Raw genomic sequence first — 16,840 nt, forward strand, 5'->3', positions numbered from 1 at the left:
CTCCACCGGCCACGCCCGGCGGCCGCCTCACCCGAGAACCGCCCGGCACGGCGCCCCGACACGACCCGCCACCGAAAGGCCGACATCCCATGGCGAGCGAGCGACCACGCTTCAGGCTCGGCTTCCTCACCCACGTCCAGGGACGCGATCAGGACATCGCCCGTACCTACCGCAACGCGCAGGACCTGTTCGCCGTGGCGGACGAGCTCGGCTTCGACGTCGGCTGGGTGGCCCAGCACCACGTCGCCCTCGGCGGCGGCGGACTGTCCTCTCCCTGGACCTTCCTCGCCCACGCGGCCGCGCGGACCACCCGGATCCGGCTGGGCACCGCCGTCACCGTCCTCCCGCTGGAGGACCCGGTGCGCCTCGCCGAGGACATCGCCACCGTCGACGCCCTCAGCGGCGGCCGCGTCGAGATCGGCGTGGGCAGCGGATCGAGCGGCCAGGAGTACTCCGCGTTCGGCAAGGACGCCGACCGCAAACGCGAACTGACCAGCGAGAACCTCGACGTCCTGCGGCGGGCCCTGGCCCACGACGAGGTGGGCACACCCGGCTTCCGCATCCAGCCCCGCCCCGGCGACTTCGGCCGCCGCGTCTGGCAGGGCGTGTTCAGCGCGCAGGGGGCCGCGTACGCGGCGCGCCGCGGCTCGAACCTGCTGCTCAACCGGGCGGCCTACGGATTCGACTCCCCCACCGACGAGGTGCAGCGGCCCTGGGCCGACGCCTTCCTCGCCGCCTGGGACCAGCCGCACCGCCCGCGCATCGGCCTGTCCCGCTTCGTCTTCCCGGCCAAGGACCGGCGCACGGCGCTCCGCGCGATCGGCGACGACGTGCACCGGGCGGCGCTGCGCATGGCGGAGAGCGGCGCGTTCCCCAAGGGCCTCGACAGGGACGAGGCGCTGCGCCGCTTCCACTCGTTCCACGGCCATCCCGACGACGTCGTCGAAGCCCTGGGCCGGGAGAAGGTCCTGCCCGTGGCGACCGACCTGATCGCACAGTTCAACCCCGCCGTCCCCGACCACGACGCCGCCGTCCGTGCCCTCGAACTCATCGCGACCGAGGTGGCACCCGCGCTGGGCTGGAAGCCCGCGCGCACGGCCGAGCCCGCATCCGTCGCACCCGTATCCGCAGGAGCCTGAGATGACCCGGTACACCGACCACTACGGGCCCGAAGGACTCCTCGTCCGCGGCACGATCCTCGTCGTTCCCGGCCGCGGCGAGACCCGGGCGACCTACGCGCGCCTCGGCGCGCGGCTCGCCGCCGACGCCTACCGCGTCAGGGTGATCGACCCGCCGGCCCTCGACGCCGAGAACCCGGCCGCCACCCTGACCGAGCTGGAGACCCGGCTCGCCGAGGCGGTCGAGGACACCGCCTCGCAGGACGGTGTCGTACGGCCGGTCGTCCTCGTCGGCGCGGACTCGGGGGCCGTCGCGCTCGCCGCGCTCCTCGGCGGGGCGCAGGCTCCGGCCGCCTGGTGGCCGAACGCTCTGGTCCTCGCCGGTCTTCCCGGCCCGTCCGCGAAGACCGGCGCCGCCGGCGGGACGTGGGACGCCGAGCTCGACGTCCGCACCTCGTGCCCCACCCATCGGGGCCGCCTCACCCAGGACCCCGAGGTACGGCGCGGGTCGCTCGACGAGGCGCTGCCGGACTCCCTGGTCGGCGCGGCCTACGACAGCGAGGCGCCCCTGCCCACCCTGCTGCTCGCCGGCGACTCGGACCCGCTCGCCGACGACGAGGCGCTCGCCCGCCTCGCCAAGTCGCTCCCCCTGGCCCGTCTCTCGGTCGTGCACGGGGCTCACCACGACGTTCTCAACGACCTCCAGCACCGTTCGGTGGCGGCCGAGGTCGTCAGCTTCCTGGAAGCACTGCGGGGTGACCTGCGGCCGCTGATCAGCGTGCGGTCGAGCGCCTGGTGAGGGCTCGCGGTGCGGGCGCGGCGAGTGAACGCCCGCACCGCCCCCGCACCGCCGTTCGCCGCACGCCCGCTTCACACAGCCGAATCCCGACCCGGAAGGTCTCCCATGGCCACGATTGTGTCCGTCTCCGGAAGCCCCTCGCCCACCTCCCGCACCACACGGCTCCTACGTCACCTGGACGGCCGGCTCCGCCTCCACGGCCATGAGGTGATTCCGCTGGAGGTACGAGCGCTGCCCGCCCACGCCCTGCTCGGGGCCGACTTCCAGCACCCCGCGATCGTCGAGGCCGCCGCCCTGTTCGAGAGGGCGGACGGGGTGGTGATCGGCACGCCCGTGTACAAGGCGGCCTACTCCGGCCTGCTCAAGTCGCTCCTGGCTGCTCCCGCAGTACGCGCTGGCCGGCAAGACCGTGCTGCCGCTCGCCACGGGCGGTAGTACGGCCCATGTGCTGGCCATCGACTACGCGCTGCGTCCGGTGCTCACTTCCATGGGCGCGTCGCACATCGTGCCCGGCTGGTTCACTCTCGACAAGGACATCACCGTCGGCGAGGACGGCACAGCCGTGATCGCACCCGTCGCGGCCCAGGCACTGGCACAGGTGACGGACCACTTCTCGGCCGCGTTGGGGGGCCGTACGACCGCACTCGCGTCGACCGGCTGAACCGGCCCGCCGGCATCACCCGGCGCATCGTGGATGTCAGTCCCGGGTGCCAGGGTGGAGCCATGAAATACATGGTGCTGATGTACGCCGATCCGGCGGCGACCGAAGCGATGACGGCGGAGCAGCGGGCCGAGGTGTTCCGCCGGCACGAAGCCCTCCACAAGGATCTGGAGGGCTCGGGGGAGCTGCTGAACGGAGCGGGTCTGGCCTATCCGCGGGACACCACGACGCTGCGCTGGAGCACGGCGGGACCGGCTACGGCCGACGGGCCGTTCGTCGAGGCCGCCGAACACCTCACCGCCTACTACGTGATCGAGTGCTCGACCCCCGAGCGGGCGCGCGCCATCGCCGAGCGCGTGCTCGACTTCCACGTGGTGGCGGTCGAAGTGCGGCCGATCCACGACGTGTTCGGCATGGGAGACGCCTGATCAGTCCGTCCGGCCTTCAGCGCGGACCGCATGTCAGCCGGTAGGCCTCCTGGATCCAGGACTCCTTGACATGGGGTTTCACGCCGCAGGCCAGGGACGCGCTCGCACCGCCGAACCAGGTGCTCACGCTGCCGTAGACGTCATGGCCGGGGCAAGTCACGGTGAAGCTCGCGTCGACCGTCTGGACTCCCTCGGCTTCGACGAAACGCCCCGCGTGCCCGAGGGAGTCGGTCTTGACGGGAGAGCGCCGACGATCGGCGGACTCCTCCCCCGGAGCGGCCAGTTCCTCGACGTCCCACCACTTGAGGCGCTCGGCGAGCGCGGCGAGGACCTGGCGCTCCGACACACGGTCGTCGCTCGTGCTGACCTGGGGCACTATGTTGCGCACGAGGCCGGGGTGAAACGTGACCCAGCCGTCGCTCTCGCGGACGTTCACGACCGGTGAGACTTCGGTGAGTCGCGGCTCCCGGTGCACCGAGGTCCACCGGACGGCCCCGCCCGCACAGGACGGCGTGGACGCGGTCGTCTTCGTTGCGGCCTCGGCCGTCGTCCTCGCCGCCGGCTTCCCGGCCGCCGTCGTACAGGCCGCCGCCGACGGCACGACCACGCACAGCAGCGCCACCATCGCCCACCCATGACGCCGGGTCATCCCGCTGTGTGCCATTCGCTGTCGTTCCGCTCGCTCACGTGCCGGACCCAGCCGCTCGGGCAGCGGGTCCAAGATCCAGGAGTCTGCGAATATAAGCCCTCTGACCAGCGAAAACGGAGTTCGTGATGCAGTCGTAACGCCCGGGCGCGGTGTCCGTGCCGCCCTGGTGGGTGCGGCGGGACGGGCGGCCGTTCACGGCTCGCCCGTCCCGACCCAGCGTTCCCCGGAGGCCCGTGCCGGCTCACGTCGTGCGCCACTCCTCGGCCAGCAGCTCGTACGACCGCACCCGGTCCGCGTGCTCGTGGGTGATCGTGGTGATGAGCAACTCGTCGGCGCCGGTCGCCTCTTGGAGCTGCGCCAACTGGCCGGCGACCCGTTTCGGGGAGCCGACGAACTGGGTGTCGAGGCGGTCCTGGACGAGGGCCCGGTCGGCGTCCGACCAGATGTGGGAGCGCGCCTCGTCCGGGGTGGGGAACTGGATCGCTCCCTCGGCCGTACGGATGCTGCGGACCCACAGGCCGTATCCCGTGGCGAGTTCGCGGGCCTTCTCGTCGTCCTCGGCGACCACGACGTCCGCGGACACGGTGACGTACGGCTTGTCGAGGACGTCGGAGGGCTGGAACGCCGCCCGGTAGCCTTCCACCGCCTCCAGCACGGTCGCCGGACTGACGTGGTAGTTCGCCCCGAACCGCAGACCGTTGCGGCCCGCGACGTCGGCGCTCTGTCCGCCGCTGCTGCCGAGTATCCAGAGTTCCAGATCCGCGCCCTCGCCCGGGACGGCATGAGCCTCGACCCCGTCCGCGGAGCGGTAGGTGCCCGCGAGCAGCGCGAGGATGTCGTCGATCTGGTCGCCGTAGTCCTGCGACTCGGCGTTGGGCTGCTGGAGGAGGGTGCGTTGCAGGGCGACCCGTGGTGAGCCGAGAAGGTGTTCGAAGGAGAAGCGGGGTGGTATGCGGAGCCCGTTCGGGGCGTGGCCGTCGACCACGGGGGTCGCGGTCGCCGGCGGCGCGGCGGACTTGCCGGGCGGCCGTCCCCCGGAGCGTCCGAGGCCCAGGTCGAAGCGCCCGGGGTGCAGCGCGTCGATCAGACCGAACTCCTCGACCGTGGACAGGGCGGTGCGGTGGCCGAGTTGCACGGCTCCCGCGCCGAGCCGGATGGTCGAGGTCGCGGCGGCCGTCAGGGCGAGGACGACCACGGGCGAGGTTCCGGCCACACCCGGGTTGAGATGGTGTTCGGCGAACCAGTAGCGGGTGTACCCGAGGCTCTCGGCCCGCTGGGCCAGGTCGATGGAGTTGCGCAGCGCGTCCGTGGCCGTGGAACCCGAGGAGATCGGGATCAGGTCGAGAACGCCGAGAGGGATTTCGGACATGGGCGGAGGCCTCCTCAGCGCTCGGCGGATATGCGGATCGGGTCGGGAACGGGCGGCGCCTGGGCCTTCACGACGCCGCCCGGCCGGCGTACGCCTCGGCGTCGGGGTGGGCGAGGCCGAGGTGGTCGCGCAGGGTGGTGCCCTCGTACTCGGTGCGGTGGACGCCGCGTTCCTGGAGGAGCGGGACGACCTGGTCGGCGAAGGCGTCGAGGCCGCCCGGGGTGATGTGCGGGACGAGGATGAAGCCGTCGGAGGCGTCGGCCTGGACGAAGTCGTTGATGGTCCGGGCGACCGTGGCCGGGCTGCCGACGAAGGCCTGCCTGCTGCCGGTCTCGATGACGAGGTCGCGGATGGACCACTTGTTGGCGGCGGCCCGCTCGCGCCACTCCCGGGCGGTGGCCAGCGGGTCGCGGTACATCCGGACCTGGGCGCGGCCCCGAGCGACGGTGTGTTCGCCGAGGTCCGGGTCGATGTCGGGAAGCGGGCCGTCGGGGTCGTAGGCGGACAGGTCGCGGTTCCAGACGAACTCCAGGTGCTTGATGGCGGTCGCGCCGCTGACCTGGAGGCGCCGCACCTCGCGGGCGTGCTCCTCGGCCTCGGCGTCGGTGTCCCCGAGCACGAAGGTCGCGGCGGGCAGGATCAGCAACTGGTCGGAGCGGCGGCCGTACCGGGCGAGCCGCCCCTTGACGTCCGTGTAGAAGGCCTGGCCCTCCTTGAAGGTGGAGTAGCGGCTGAAGATGGCGTCGGCGCTCGACGCGGCGAACTCGCGGCCCTCCTCGGAGTCACCCGCCTGGAAGATCACCGGGCGGCCCTGCGGGGAGCGCGGGACGTTGAACTGCCCCTCGATGTCGAAGTGCTGTCCGTGGTGGACGAAGGCTCCGGCCTTGGCGTCGTTCAGGAAGGTGCCGCCCGCCCGGTCGGCGACGATCTCGTCCCCGTGCCAGGAGTCGAAGAGTTCGTTGGCCGTGGCCAGGAACTCCTTGGCCCGCGAGTAGCGCTCCTCCTGCGGCAGGAAGCCGCCGCGGCGGAAGTTCTCTCCGGTGAAGGCGTCCCAGGAGGTGACGACGTTCCAGGCGGCGCGCCCGCCGGAGAGGTGGTCGAGGCTCGCGAACTGGCGGGCCACCTCGTAGGGCTCGTTGAAGGTGGAGTTGATGGTGCCGGTCAGTCCGAGGTGTTCGGTGACGGCGGCCAGCGCGGCGAGCACGGTGAAGGTGTCGGGCCGGCCGACGACGTCCAAGTCGTAGACCTGTCCGCCCTGTTCACGCAGCCGGAGGCCTTCGGCGAGGAACAGGAAGTCGAACTTGGCGCGCTCGGCGGTGCGGGCGAAGTGCGCGAAGGAGCTGAACTCGATGTGGCTGCCGGCCTCGGGGTCGCTCCACACGGTGGTGTTGTTGACGCCGGGGAAGTGCGCCGCGAGGTGGATCTGCTTGAGCGGCTTGCTCATGGTCGGGGGTCCTTCCGGCTCAGGCGGTGGTGGCGTAGCGGTTCGCGGGGCGGGCGAGCCCGAGCAGTCCGCGCAGGGTGTCGGCCTCGTAGGCCCGCCGGAACACGCCCCGGCGCTGGAGTTCGGGTACCAGTGCCCGGGTGATCGCGGGGAGGTCGTGTCCGGCGACGGCGGGCCTCAGCCGGAATCCGGACAGTCCCGCCTCGCCCAACTCCTGAAGCAGATCGGCGAGTTCGGTGGGCGTTCCGGTGAAGATCCGGGCGTCGCTCGTGTATGGGTGGCCCGCGAGGGCGTCCAATCGCTCACGGCGGGCCTCGGCGGCACCGGGGTCGTCGTCGAGGAAGACCACGAGGTCGCCGAAGACGTGCACGGTCTCGTCCCCGCGGCCCGCCGCGCTCTGTTCCGTGCGGATCTCCTCGACGACGGCACGCGCCTGGCCGGCGTCGTGCGGGGTGACGTAGCCGACGTCGGCGGCCCTGGCCACCAGTCGGTACGGGACAGTGGCATGGGCCAGGGCGCTGACGATCGGCTGCCCCTGGGGCGGCCGGGGCGTGATCGAGGGGCCCTTGACGCTGAAGCGGCGGCCCTCGAAGTCGATGTAGTGGAGCTTGTCGCGGTCGATGAAGCGCCCGGTGGCGACATCGCGTATCTCCGCGTCGTCCTCCCAGCTGTCCCAGAGCCTGCGGACGGCCTCGACGTAGTCGGCCGCCTCGTCGAAGAGGTCGGTCACGAGTTCCTGCCCGGCGGGCGTGCCGTAGTCCTCGATGCGGAACGGCGGGATCGTACGGCGTCCGAAGTGCGCGGCCTCGTTCTGGCGGGCCGAGACCTGGACGCGCACACCGGCACGGCCGGTGCTCACATAGTCGAGGGTGGCGATCGCCTTGGAGATGTGGAACGGCTCCGTGTGGGTGGCGACGACGGTCGGCACCACGCCGATGTGACGGGTCAGCGGCGCGATCCGCGCCGCGATGAGGACGGCGTCCAGGCGGCCGCGGACCTGGTCGGTGCGGCCGTCGGGTTCCGTGGGCGAGGAGGACTGGAGGCCGAGGGCGTCCTCGATGGTCACGAAGTCGAGCAGACCGTGCTCGGCCTCGGTGACCAGATCGGCCCAGTAGGCGGCGGTGAGCAGTTCACCGGGCCGGGCGACGGGTTCGCGCCAGGCCGCCGGGTGCCATCCGGCGCCGTCGAGGGCGACGGCAAGGTGCAGAGGTGAGGGTGACGAGGACACGGGGGTGCCTTCCTGATCGGCCGTACGAGGAATCGCGCCCCGGCGAGCGGGGCGGGGCTGCGTGGGAACAGGTCAGGGGCGACAGAGCGCGCCGGCGACCCGCAGCAGATCGATGTGCGGCCGGCCGTACAGGTGCAGGGGCGGGGGCGCGAGCGGTCGCGGCGCACGGCGGGACACATGACGCATGTGTCTCACCTCCGCCCCATCGGCCCGGTACTCCCGGGTCCCTCGTCCGCCCGGCCCCTGCGGGTCCCCGTCGGGGTGCCGCACGGCCCTCGACAAGCCCAACTTCACCGGTGCGCCGTTTCTTCCGGCGGCCCGGCCTCTTCCTGCCCCGCGGGCACGGTCCGCTGTCCGCCGGGGGTGCGGACGAGCACGAACCGTGTGCGGCGGCGCAGGGTGAAGCCGATCGACTCGTAGAGCCGGATCGCGTTCGTGTTGTCGGCGGCGGCGTGGAGGAAGGGGGTGTCTCCCCGCTCCCTGATCCCCGCCGCGACCGCGCGCACGAGGCGGGTGGCCAGGCCTTCGCCCCGGTGGTCGGGATGGGTGTACACGGCGCTGATCTCGGTCCACCCCGGCGGGCGCAGGCGCTCACCGGCCAGAGCGATCAGTCGGCCGCCTTCCCGGAGGCCCAGGTAGGCCCCGAGCTCCACGGTACGGGGCAGGAAGGGACCGGGCCGGGTGAAGGCGATCAGGTCGAGGATCTCGGGCACGTCGGCGGGGCCGAGTCGTACCGCTTCGGGGGCGGGCTCGGAGTGCAGCGTGGTGGCGGTCAACTGGACCCCGTCGCCGCTGTGTTCGATCGTCCAGCCGTCGGGCACGGACTGGACCGCGGTGACCGGGGTGAGGGTCCCCGGACCGACCAGTTCGGCCAGGTCGTCCCACGAACGCGGGTCGGCGGGGTCCGCGAGGGCGGTGAACGGGGACACGTCCGCGGGATAGCGGGCGGCCCGGCCGACGCGCTCGGCGAGGTGGGCGTGCGGACCGGTCAACGCGGCCCACGCCGCGTTGTCGAGGACGTGCGGTGCGGTCGGACGCGGGGAAGGGGCGGGTGCGGGGTGGACGCTGGTGGCCATGGCGGTGCGGATTCTCCGTATCTGGAACGCGGCCGGACACGCCCCGGAACTCCGCCGCGGCGCGGCGGAGTCCCTTGGCGCGGGCGGTGGTTCAGGAGTTGTCGAGCGGCAGGCCGGGCGGGTTGACCTGGGAGGTCTCCACCGCCTCGTTCGAGAGGTTCCAGGCGGCCAGCCACTTGGCGTACTGGCCGTTCTTGATCAGGTGGTTGATGGCGTCGGCGACCGGCTTGGCGAGACCGCTGTCCTTCTTCGCGGTGGCCGCGATCAGCCCCTGGATCGTCGCGCCCGCGCCGGAGAACTGGCCGGCGTTGCGGGTCGGGTGGGGGGACTTGGCGTTCTGGGTGACGTGGTAGGCGACGGCCGGGTTGGGGCCGAAGGAGGCGTCGATCCTCCCGCTGTTCAGCGCCAGGGCCGTGGCGTTGTTGTCCTGGTAGTACTTGACGGTGAGCTTCTCGCCCGACTTGGCCAGCTTGTCCTTCCACTCCAGGAGGATCTTCTCCTGGTTGGTGCCGGCACCCACCGCGACGGTCTTGCCGGCGAGGTTCCGGTAGTCGCCGTCGAAGTTCCACGTGCTCTTCTTCGGCACCTCGAAGGCGAGGTTGTCCTGGCGGTACGAGGCGAACTCGTACTTCTTCTTGCGCTCCTCGGTATCGGTGACGTTGGAGAAGGCGACGTCGACCTTGCCGCTGTCGACCCCGACGAACAGGTTCTCCCAGGTCGAGTTCTTCACCACCGGCTTCAGTCCGAGGACCGCGGCGACCAGCTTGCCCAGGTCGGGTTCGCTGCCGGTGAGCGTCTTCTGGTCCTGTCCGACGAAGTTCAGCGGCGGCGACCCGGCGGGCAGTGCGCCGATGCCCACCACCAACGTGCCTCTCTCCGCGACGGACTTGGGCAGCTCGGCGCTGATGGACTTCACCTCGGAGACCTTCAATGTGGTCTCCTTCGCGGCCCCGTTGGAGAGCGCGCCCACGGTCACGGTTCCGGCCGCGTCGGTACCCGTCCGAGTGGCGGCGTCGCTGTCTCCGCCGCAGGCGGCGAGGGAGACGGCGAGAGAGGCGACGGCGGCGATGGCGGCGACGCCGCGGAGGGCTGTGCGGTTCAGGCTGAGGGTGCGCATGGCTGTCCTTGTCGAGTGTGCGATGAGAGATGTGGGGGAACGGTCCCGGCGGGCCGCCGAATCGGGGGTCCGCCCCGACGTGGGTCGGGGCGGCGGGGGCAGGGAACACCTCGTCGAGCGGTGTCCCGCTGCGCGTCGGATGCGAAGCGGTCAGAGCACCTTGCTCAGGAACTCTCTGGTGCGCGCTTCTCGCGGATGGTCCAGCACCTGCTCGGGCGGGCCCTGTTCGACGATGCGTCCGCCGTCCATGAAGACCACACGGTCGGCGATCTCTCGGGCGAAGCCGATCTCGTGCGTGACGATGACGAGGGTGGTGCCGCTGTGGGCCAGATCCTTGATGACGGCGAGGACTTCGCCGACGAGTTCGGGGTCGAGCGCGGAGGTGGGTTCGTCGAAGAGGATGACTCCGGGGCGCAGGGCGAGGGCGCGGGCGATGGCCACGCGCTGCTGCTGGCCGCCGGACAACTGCCGGGGGTAGGCGGCGGCCTTGCCGGCCAGGCCCACCCGGGCGAGCAGATCGCGTGCGAGCTCCTGTGCCGCGGCCTTGGACAGCCTGCCGGTCGCCACCGGAGCCGCGGCCACGTTGTCGAGCACGGTCAGGTGCGGGAACAGGTTGAAGTTCTGGAACACGAACCCGATCCGGCTGCGCTGGGCGAGGATGGCCCGCTCGCTCAGCTCTCTCAGCCGGTCGCCGTGCCTGCGTACGCCGATGAGCTCGCCGTTCAGGCTGACGTGACCGATCTCGGGCTTCTCCAGGTGGTTGATCACCCGGAGGAGCGTGGACTTGCCGGAGCCGGACGGACCGAGGACGACCGTCACCTCGCCAGGTCGCACGGTCAACTCCACGCCGTCCAGAACCCGTTGAGCCCCGTACCACTTGTGCACGTCGTGCACCTCGACGGCGGCGGGCTCCACCCGCAGCGCGTCGGCGATCTCGGCGGCCGGAGCCGCGTCCGCCACCTCAACGGCCGGAGCCGTCCGTGTCCTCACGGTCGTCAGATGCGTCTCGCCGCTCATATCGCCGTCTCCCTCCGGAACCGGGCCCGCACGTCGCGCAGACCGTTCCGCGCCTTCTGCAACGGAGTCGGCGGCAGGGTGCGCAGGGCGCCCCGTGAGTAGTGCCGCTCAACGTAGAACTGGATGACGGACACGACGCTGGTGAGGATCAGGTACCAGGCGGTGGCGACGAGGAGCAGCGGCACGATGTCGCCGGGGTAGGTGCTGCCCATGCTCTGCACGGAACCGAAGAGGTCCAGCAGGGACACGTAGAAGACCAGCGAGGTGCCCTTGATCAGACCGATCAACTGGTTCACGTAGTTGGGGGTGATGGAGCGCAGCGCCTGCGGGAAGACGATCTTCGCGAACTGGTAGCGCTTCGGCAGACCGAGGGCGGAAGCCGCCTCGTGCTGGCCCTGGTCGACGGAGAGGATGCCGCCACGCACCACTTCGGAGGCGTAGGCCGCCTCGTTCAGGCTCAGTCCGACGACGGCGACGGCCATGTCCGTCGCCAGGCGGGACTCGTCGAAGGTGAAGAAGGCCGGCCCGAACGGCACTCCGACGCTCAACGTCTGGTACAGCGCGCTGAAGTTGTAGAGGAAGAGCAGAACCACGATCAGCGGCACCGACCGGAACAGCCAGGTGTAGACCCAGCTCACCGCGCGCAGCACCGGGCTCCGGGAGAGTCTGGCCAGGGCCAGCAGGATGCCGCCGAGCAGCCCCAGGAGCGCACTGTAGAAGGCGACTTCGAGGGTGATGAGCAGGCCGTCGAGAATGGTCGGGCGCAGGAACCAGTACCGGAAGCGATCCCACTGGTAGAAGGGGTTGGTCACCAGTCCGTGGGCGATCTGGGCGACGAGCACGAGCACGACGGCCGTGACGATCCAGCGTCCGGGTCGCCGGAGCGGAAGGACCCGCTGGGCCGCCGGTCGTTCGGACGCGACGGGGACATCGTTGCGAGGGATCGCCTCGGCGGGCGGTGCTGATCCGAAGGACACAGCGGCGCCGGGAGGTTGGCTCATGGAGAACTCCAGCGGATTCGGACACCCCGGACCACGGGGCGGCGGCGCACCGCCGAGCGGGACGGCTCGGTACACGGCGATGCGCGGGCCCCTGCGGGACGAGGGCCGGACGGGGAAAGGGCGTTTCGCGACAGCGGTGGTCGCCGAGGGCTCGGTGGAGCCGGTCGGCGCGTGGTCGTCAAAGACCTGGCGTCACCCTCGGCTCGTGATCGCCGATGGCTCGGAGGAACCGTCGGTTCGTGATCGCGAGGGATGCGGACGAGCCCTCAGTTCGTGATCGCCGACGACGTGAACGCCGATGCCCCGGAGGAGCCGCGCGTTCGTGGTGGGCGAGGAATCGGAGAGACTGTCAGCCTTGGCTGAGGGAGCGACAGATGCCCGTACACAGGGCGCTGTTGACGCGCAGCAGGTCCACGGAGCGGTCGGCGCAGAGCACATTGCGGCCGAGGCGCCGCCATGCGGCCGTCCCGTCAGCTCCGTGCATCGCCGTCACCATTTCTTCTCCGGCCGAAAAGGCATCCTGTGGTGCGCCGCAGGTTAGGCCTGTCCGGAAAACAATGTCAATGCGGGTGACCACCAGGTGAGACCGTGCGTACGGCCTTCTTGACGGCGCAACGGGGCGCATCGAGACTGGCATGGACGGTCACGATTGTCAGCGCCACGGTACGGGTACACCCCGCTCCAGTGGTCATCGGCCCCGGCCCGCTGACAGGCAACCCTTCCACCGCGACGGGGTGCCCCGGGTGACGACCGGGTCCCGCCGGCGTGGCGGGGCAAGCGTGGTCTCGCGTCTCGCGAGCCCTGAGCCAGGACCGGTGGGAATTGCCCAAGAGCGGTTTGACGAGGCGTCTGCACATCGACCTCCTGCGCGTCTCCAGCGCTTACTGATCCGCGGCCGGTCCGTTCGATCCGGACCGGCGCGACGAGCGCAGTCAATCCGCATCCGGCCGCCGGTGCCCACAAAGCGGCGGTGGCTTCCGCCTTCCCCCAGGGAGAGTCATGCCCGAGACAGCTTCGCGCACGTCCAGCACTGCCAACTCACGCCCCTGTGACCAGTTTTCGCTCCCCTCTGCCCTTCGGCTCAAGCCGACGTCGACCCCGTCCGCGCTCCCCCACCGCGTCGACAGCCGCATCGGCGTCGGTCTCGCCGGCGGCTTCTACCCCGCTCCGCACCGCTACGAGCTGTATCTGTCGCGGAGTTGTCCGTTCTCGCTGCGTATCGCCATCACGCTCGGACTGCTCGGACTGCGGGACTCGGTCGCCACCACACTCCTGGCGGACCCCGCGCGGACACCCGACGCCTTCGCCTCACTGCGCCGCGCCTACGAGGCCACCGAGCATCACTTCGACGGGCCGCTCACGGCGCCCGCCCTGTGCGACCGGTGGAGCGGACGCATCGTCAGCAACCACCCGCCCGCCATCCTCCGCGATCTCGCCGGGCTGCTCTCCGGTCACACCACGACGTGCCCCTCCACGCTCCGTCCTCCGTCCCTGGCCGCCGACATCGAAGCCCTCCGCGATCTGCTGGACCGCGATGTCACCCCGTCCGCCGCGCCTTCGAGGCTCGCGGGGGCCTTGGACCTGTTGGACTGCCAACTCGTAGGACGCGCCTACGTGTTGGGCGACTTCCTCACGGCGGCGGACGTGGACGTGTGGACGGCGCTCATCGGTCTCGGCCGGTCCCGCGCCCTCGGCTCGCGCCCCCGGCTCCTGGACTACGTACGCCGTCTCGGTGATCACTCGGCGTTCCGGCAGGCGCACGACGTGGTGCCGCTCGGGGCGGAGGTCTGACGCTTCCGGCGGAAGCGTGTGTGCCGGGCAGGTGGGTGGTTCCTCGCGCGAACGGCATTCGCCGTTCCGCGGCCACCGGCCCGGCGTCCGGACCGGTCACTCGCCGGGACCCGACACTCGCGCGGACCGGTCACCCGCCCGGACCCGTCACTCGCGCGGAACCAGCAGGATGCTGACACCGTTCACCGTGGAGTTCCACCGCCGGCCCTGCTCCAGGACCTCGCGCCCCTGACCCAGAATCCGGTCCTGGAGCACCAGCGCCGAATCACGCAGTTCCTCCCACGGCTCGGTCGTCTCGAAGACCCGCCGGGACCGCTCCACGGAGCCGACCAGAGAGCGGCAGGCCGCTTCCACGTCGGGGACGTTCTGGCCGGCCGATCCGACGCCCTCGAGCGACCACGTCATCCACAGGTGGCCCATGCCATCACTCTGTCCCATCCCCGGAAACGACGCATTCCCGGCGCGGAGCGCTGGATGACGACGAAGAGCTCCGGCAGGCCGTGAGGCGTCGACCCGCGCGCAGGCGATCCAGGCGAAAGTAAGCAATCCTGGCAAAAGCCGACTCATCAGGGCGTGTCCCGCGCCGCGTCGCCGGGTGTCCGCACTTCCATGTGGATTCCACGGCCCCGCGAACAGAACTCCGGCGAGCCGCCGGACCGGGCCGCCCCGCTCGCCGTGCCCGCTTCAATGCCGGTCCGGCGCGGCCGACACCCACAGGACCCGGTCCAGGCAGGCGCCTCCATGAAACCCGCACCTCCCGTTCTCCGGCCGCTTCCGCGGCGGCCTTCACCGGTGTCGCGTCCACCAGCGTCCGGCGGATCCGCCGGGTCCCCGCGGCTGGGCCGGCTGGACGCCCTGCGGGGGATCGCCGCGCTGCTCGTGGCGGTCGACCATTCCTCGTACTCCTTCATGACGGAGTTCCGGAAGCAGGTGATGCCCCAGATCGACATCGGCCGGTACGGCGTCATGCTGTTCTTCCTGGTGAGCGGTTACGTCATTCCCGCCTCGCTCGAGCGGCGGGGCTGCGTGAGGAGCTTCTGGATCGGGCGGGCCCACCGCATCTACCCGCTGTGGGCCATGGTGGTGGGCTCAGCCCTGGCGCTGAACCTGGTCGGCGTCGCACATCTCGGCACTCGCTTCGAGGGGCGGAATCCCCTCACGGTCGCCGTCGCGCACACCACCCTGCTTCAGGAACTGCTGGGGACGCCGAGTGTCGTCCTCGTCCTGTGGACACTGTCGTACGAGCTGGCGTTCTACCTGCTGGTCGTCGCCCTGTTCACGGTCCGGCTCCACCGGCGCTCCGCGACCGTCTCGGTGGCCCTGGGAGCGCTGGCCGCCGTGAGCGCGACCGCGGCGTTCGTGCCACCGGCGTCCGCGCTGACCTCCGCGGTCGGCGCGGGACCGCTCGTCGCGCTCGCCTCCACGGCGCTGGTGTTCGCCGTCCTCTGCGGGAGTTCCGGGAGGTCCGGACTGCGGGTGCCGGGGGCCGTGGCGGGAGGCGTGCTCGCGCTGGTACTGGTCTCCTTCAACGGCACCGTTCCGCTCTGGGAAGGCCTGGTGATCCTGGCCGTGATGTTCCTCGGCACCGCCGTCCAGCGGGCGGAGAGCGGGGAGAGCACCTGGCCGCGCGCGGCCCGCACCGCCGCCGTGGTGGTGATCTGCGCCGTGGGGAGCGCGTACGCGTACGGCGGCACCGCTTCCTTCGTACGGCGCGGCTGGATCACGGCCTTCCTGCTGGCCGTGCTCACCTTCGGCGTGGCCCTCGCGCTGCGCCGCCGGAGGATTCCCCGCGCGCTGACCTGGCTGGGGACGGTCAGCTACTCGCTGTACCTGGTTCATCCGGTCCTGCTGGCGGTGAGCGACAGCGTGATCGGCCGGTACCGGCGCGACAGCCCCGTACTCGAAGCGGTGTTCTTCGCCGTGCTGCTGCCGTTGTGCGCGCTGACCCATCGTTTCGTCGAGGTGCCGGGTCAGGCCCGGGGCCGGAAACGGATCCGCCGCATCAGACAGGGAACGGGCGGCAACCTTTTCGCTTCCGGCGGCCACTGACGGGTACACCACCGGCTCGATCCTCCGAACGGATGCGCATGAGGGAAACGAGGCAGGCCGCGCGACGACGCGGACGCCGGCCGACGCTGAGGGCCGTGGCCCCGATCGCCCTGGTCGCGGTCGGTGCCCTGGTCTGCCTGGTCGTGGCGTTCCGGCCCGGCCACCAGCCCGCCACGGGAGACGGAGCGGGCTCGGCGGTCGCCGGCTCCCGCCGGACCACGGCTCCCGGCCGGCAGTCTTCGGCCGGATCGACGTCCCCCTCGGCGACCCGGTCGCACAGCCCCGCCGCCTCCCCGACCGCGACGGCCCGCCCCACCGCCTCGGCACGGCCATCGGCCTCGAACACCTCCCGCACAACGACGACGACCGCTTCGCTCGCGGGACGGATCCGTCCGGGGGTCGGCTACCGGGGTGTGGCGACCATGTACGACGCCGGGGGCGGCGACGGCGCCTGCTCCTACGGTCCGAGCGACGACGTCATGACCGCGGCGATGAACCACACCGACTACGAAACGTCCAAGGCGTGCGGGGCCTACGTGCAGGTGCGCGCCGCCAGCGGCGCGAGCGTCACGGTCCGGATCACCAACGAATGCCCGACGGGCTGCGCCCCCGGCCAGCTCGACCTCAGCACCCAGGCGTTCGCCCGGCTCGCGAACCCGGTGGCCGGCCGGATCCCGATCACGTGGAAACTGCTGAGCCCCGGCGACTCCGGCACGGTCGCCCTCCGCTACAAGACCGGGTCCAGCCGCTACTGGTGCGCACTCCAGGTGATCGGTCACCGGAATCCGGTGGCCCGGGTCGAACTCGGCTCCGGCGGCGCATGGCGGCCGCTTCCTCGCACCGACTACAACTACTTTCTCGCCGAGGACGGCGGCGGCTGCGGAGGCACGATCCGGATCACCGACATCTACGGTGAACGCCTGACCGTCGACGGCATCGCGCTGCGGCCCGACGCCGTGCAGACGACCCGGCTCCAGTTCGCGCGCCACTGACCCGTCCCATCCCGTTCCGTTGTGTTCCGGGGAGTGCGCCCCGTCGCACGCCGGGCGCGCCCCAGGGTGCGTCGCGCGGTGGGCGCGCCCCCGGGGGCGCG

The 16,840-nt window shown here is 71.5% G+C and carries 19 protein-coding genes, 1 pseudogene and 1 riboswitch; of the genes and pseudogenes, 9 read left to right on the top strand and 11 right to left on the bottom strand.

Annotation, left to right across the window (positions count from 1 at the left end):
- Window positions 1-89 precede the first annotated feature (89 nt).
- The 4 genes and pseudogenes from ACWEBX_RS10985 (at window position 90) to ACWEBX_RS11000 (ending at window position 3,006) form a co-directional block, all read left to right on the top strand.
- Window positions 90-1,139, top strand: a complete 1,050-nt coding sequence (locus ACWEBX_RS10985) for an LLM class flavin-dependent oxidoreductase (protein WP_451884569.1) — start codon at window positions 90-92, stop codon at window positions 1,137-1,139.
- Between the two features lies 1 nt (window position 1,140).
- Window positions 1,141-1,917 (top strand): alpha/beta hydrolase, encoded by a 777-nt coding sequence (locus tag ACWEBX_RS10990; protein WP_451884570.1) that lies wholly within the window; start codon window positions 1,141-1,143, stop codon window positions 1,915-1,917.
- 105 nt (window positions 1,918-2,022) lie between these two features.
- Window positions 2,023-2,578: pseudogene (gene ssuE / locus ACWEBX_RS10995) on the top strand (NADPH-dependent FMN reductase).
- A gap of 62 nt (window positions 2,579-2,640) precedes the next feature.
- On the top strand, window positions 2,641-3,006 hold the full coding sequence (locus tag ACWEBX_RS11000) for a YciI family protein (protein ID WP_451884571.1): 366 nt from the start codon (window positions 2,641-2,643) through the stop codon (window positions 3,004-3,006).
- Window positions 3,007-3,022: 16 nt separating this feature from the next.
- Here the strand turns inward: ACWEBX_RS11000 and ACWEBX_RS11005 are convergent, their stop codons facing one another.
- On the bottom strand, window positions 3,023-3,394 hold the full coding sequence (locus ACWEBX_RS11005; RefSeq protein ID WP_451884572.1) for a hypothetical protein: 372 nt from the start codon (window positions 3,392-3,394) through the stop codon (window positions 3,023-3,025).
- 16 nt (window positions 3,395-3,410) lie between these two features.
- Here ACWEBX_RS11005 and ACWEBX_RS11010 point away from each other — a divergent pair, with 16 nt between their 5' ends.
- On the top strand, window positions 3,411-3,644 hold the full coding sequence (locus ACWEBX_RS11010) for a hypothetical protein (RefSeq protein ID WP_451884573.1): 234 nt from the start codon (window positions 3,411-3,413) through the stop codon (window positions 3,642-3,644).
- 252 nt (window positions 3,645-3,896) lie between these two features.
- On the opposite strand, the gene ACWEBX_RS11015 is transcribed toward ACWEBX_RS11010, so the two are convergent.
- From ACWEBX_RS11015 to ACWEBX_RS11055, 9 genes are all read right to left on the bottom strand, one after another.
- A complete protein-coding gene (locus tag ACWEBX_RS11015) occupies window positions 3,897-5,024 on the bottom strand; it encodes an LLM class flavin-dependent oxidoreductase (protein WP_451884574.1) in 1,128 nt (375 codons plus the stop codon).
- A gap of 67 nt (window positions 5,025-5,091) precedes the next feature.
- Entirely contained in the window at window positions 5,092-6,468 is a 1,377-nt protein-coding gene (locus ACWEBX_RS11020; RefSeq protein ID WP_451884575.1) for an NtaA/DmoA family FMN-dependent monooxygenase, read from the bottom strand.
- Window positions 6,469-6,487: 19 nt separating this feature from the next.
- Window positions 6,488-7,696 (bottom strand): LLM class flavin-dependent oxidoreductase, encoded by a 1,209-nt coding sequence (locus ACWEBX_RS11025; RefSeq protein ID WP_451884576.1) that lies wholly within the window; start codon window positions 7,694-7,696, stop codon window positions 6,488-6,490.
- Between the two features lie 72 nt (window positions 7,697-7,768).
- Window positions 7,769-7,882, bottom strand: coding sequence for a putative leader peptide (locus ACWEBX_RS11030; RefSeq protein ID WP_451884577.1), 114 nt, complete (start codon window positions 7,880-7,882; stop codon window positions 7,769-7,771).
- Between the two features lie 104 nt (window positions 7,883-7,986).
- On the bottom strand, window positions 7,987-8,772 hold the full coding sequence (locus ACWEBX_RS11035; protein WP_451884578.1) for a GNAT family N-acetyltransferase: 786 nt from the start codon (window positions 8,770-8,772) through the stop codon (window positions 7,987-7,989).
- Between the two features lie 91 nt (window positions 8,773-8,863).
- Window positions 8,864-9,889: an ABC transporter substrate-binding protein gene (locus tag ACWEBX_RS11040; RefSeq protein WP_451884579.1), complete on the bottom strand. Its 1,026-nt coding sequence runs from the start codon at window positions 9,887-9,889 to the stop codon at window positions 8,864-8,866.
- Window positions 9,890-10,039: 150 nt separating this feature from the next.
- Window positions 10,040-10,804, bottom strand: a complete 765-nt coding sequence (locus tag ACWEBX_RS11045) for an amino acid ABC transporter ATP-binding protein (protein WP_451884592.1) — start codon at window positions 10,802-10,804, stop codon at window positions 10,040-10,042.
- A 98-nt stretch (window positions 10,805-10,902) separates the two neighbouring features.
- Window positions 10,903-11,907 carry an amino acid ABC transporter permease gene (locus ACWEBX_RS11050; RefSeq protein ID WP_451884580.1) on the bottom strand — a complete coding sequence of 335 codons (1,005 nt, stop codon included), beginning with the start codon at window positions 11,905-11,907 and terminating at the stop codon, window positions 10,903-10,905.
- Between the two features lie 349 nt (window positions 11,908-12,256).
- Window positions 12,257-12,391 carry a hypothetical protein gene (locus ACWEBX_RS11055; RefSeq protein WP_451884581.1) on the bottom strand — a complete coding sequence of 45 codons (135 nt, stop codon included), beginning with the start codon at window positions 12,389-12,391 and terminating at the stop codon, window positions 12,257-12,259.
- 157 nt (window positions 12,392-12,548) lie between these two features.
- Window positions 12,549-12,693: riboswitch (SAM riboswitch) on the top strand.
- Here ACWEBX_RS11055 and ACWEBX_RS11060 point away from each other — a divergent pair.
- Together ACWEBX_RS11060 and ACWEBX_RS11065 are read left to right on the top strand one after the other, a co-directional pair.
- The gene (locus ACWEBX_RS11060) at window positions 12,673-12,795 is read left to right on the top strand and encodes a putative leader peptide (RefSeq protein ID WP_451884582.1); all 123 of its coding nucleotides are present in this window, start codon (window positions 12,673-12,675) and stop codon (window positions 12,793-12,795) included. Its footprint overlaps the riboswitch before it by 21 nt.
- A 111-nt stretch (window positions 12,796-12,906) precedes the next feature.
- Entirely contained in the window at window positions 12,907-13,698 is a 792-nt protein-coding gene (locus tag ACWEBX_RS11065) for a cell envelope biogenesis protein OmpA (protein ID WP_451884583.1), read from the top strand.
- Between the two features lie 147 nt (window positions 13,699-13,845).
- On the opposite strand, the gene ACWEBX_RS11070 is transcribed toward ACWEBX_RS11065, so the two are convergent.
- Window positions 13,846-14,118 (bottom strand): hypothetical protein, encoded by a 273-nt coding sequence (locus ACWEBX_RS11070; RefSeq protein ID WP_451884584.1) that lies wholly within the window; start codon window positions 14,116-14,118, stop codon window positions 13,846-13,848.
- 372 nt (window positions 14,119-14,490) lie between these two features.
- Between ACWEBX_RS11070 and ACWEBX_RS11075 the strand changes: the two genes are divergently transcribed.
- Together ACWEBX_RS11075 and ACWEBX_RS11080 are read left to right on the top strand one after the other, a co-directional pair.
- On the top strand, window positions 14,491-15,747 hold the full coding sequence (locus ACWEBX_RS11075; RefSeq protein ID WP_451884585.1) for an acyltransferase family protein: 1,257 nt from the start codon (window positions 14,491-14,493) through the stop codon (window positions 15,745-15,747).
- Between the two features lie 32 nt (window positions 15,748-15,779).
- Window positions 15,780-16,739 carry an expansin EXLX1 family cellulose-binding protein gene (locus ACWEBX_RS11080; protein ID WP_451884586.1) on the top strand — a complete coding sequence of 320 codons (960 nt, stop codon included), beginning with the start codon at window positions 15,780-15,782 and terminating at the stop codon, window positions 16,737-16,739.
- Window positions 16,740-16,840 lie beyond the last annotated feature (101 nt).

The sequence above is a fragment of the Streptomyces sp. NPDC005070 genome (assembly GCF_053600395.1).